Source organism: Campylobacter sp. MIT 12-5580 (assembly GCF_005406235.1).
In the GTDB taxonomy this organism is placed as follows: Bacteria; Campylobacterota; Campylobacteria; order Campylobacterales; family Campylobacteraceae; genus Campylobacter_D.
Genome location: NZ_NXLK01000021.1, coordinates 1 through 937, shown reverse-complemented (window position 1 = coordinate 937; position 937 = coordinate 1). Strand labels below are relative to the sequence as shown.

Genomic DNA, 937 nt, shown 5'->3' with positions numbered 1-937 from the left:
TTTTTTTTTTTTTTGATATAATGCTTTTTCATTTTTAAAAACAATAAATTGAAAATAACAAATAATATATCACTAAAAACACATTAAAAAACGAAACTCAATAAGGAGAAAAATAAAAATGCATAAACTCACAGCCTCACAAAGGATTAAAAACACTCTTTCTTATAAAATAGGCTTAGAACTTATCAACACTGATAAAATACTCAAAGAAAAAAATACTCTTGTTAAATTTACACTAGGGGGGGGGGGCTTACCTTTCTTTACTCTATAAACTCTATCATATAAAAAAACAACACTACAAAGAACTTAAACTCTACAAACAAATTTCAAAAATATTTCCAGAACTTCAAAGAGCAAAGCTTGAAAGCTTAAGTGATTATCATGAAGCTATAATATGTCAATTTCATCTAGCCTATCTTTTAGGACAAGCTTTTATAAAAGCGGATAAAACTTGGTATAAGGGAGGGTATTTAAAACTCTTTGAATACATCAAAGAAGCTAAACTTATACATAAGAACTTTTTACACATTAAAGATACTATACAAGAACTTCATATAAACAAAGATCATATACTCAGTTTATTTAAACAAGATAAAAGCTTTTATTTTACTCAAATTCAAAAACTCAATCCCATTCTTTTCACTCAAGCTTCTTTTTCTTTTAAAGACTTAAATATAAAAACCTTGCAATTTATACTTACTCATATAGATACTATACAAGAATGGTTAGCTTCAGATAAATTTAAAAAACTCTATCTTGAGACTAAACATCCTTATCCTGCTTTGCTTGATTGTGATGTTTTAAATGAGAATTTAGAACAAGGGCAAAAGAGTGTAGGAGATGAGGATAAAGTTAATAAAAACTTATTTGTTAATAAAAGTTTATCTTATACTGATATAGAAGCTGATATTGCTTGGGAGTTGAATTTGGGGTTGCC

The 937-nt window shown here is 27.0% G+C and carries 1 protein-coding gene and 1 pseudogene; both read left to right on the top strand.

The window, feature by feature from the left end:
• Positions 1–118 precede the first annotated feature (118 nt).
• The gene (locus tag CQA38_RS09270; RefSeq protein ID WP_170999505.1) at positions 119–271 is read left to right on the top strand and encodes a hypothetical protein; all 153 of its coding nucleotides are present in this window, start codon (positions 119–121) and stop codon (positions 269–271) included.
• Between the two features lie 412 nt (positions 272–683).
• Positions 684–937: pseudogene (locus CQA38_RS09145) on the top strand (hypothetical protein); the annotation flags it as partial.

Excerpts from the sequence above, each read along its gene's own strand:
- CQA38_RS09270 (WP_170999505.1), top strand. The coding sequence starts at position 119 with ATGCATAAACTCACAGCCTCACAAAGGATTAAAAACACTCTTTCTTAT.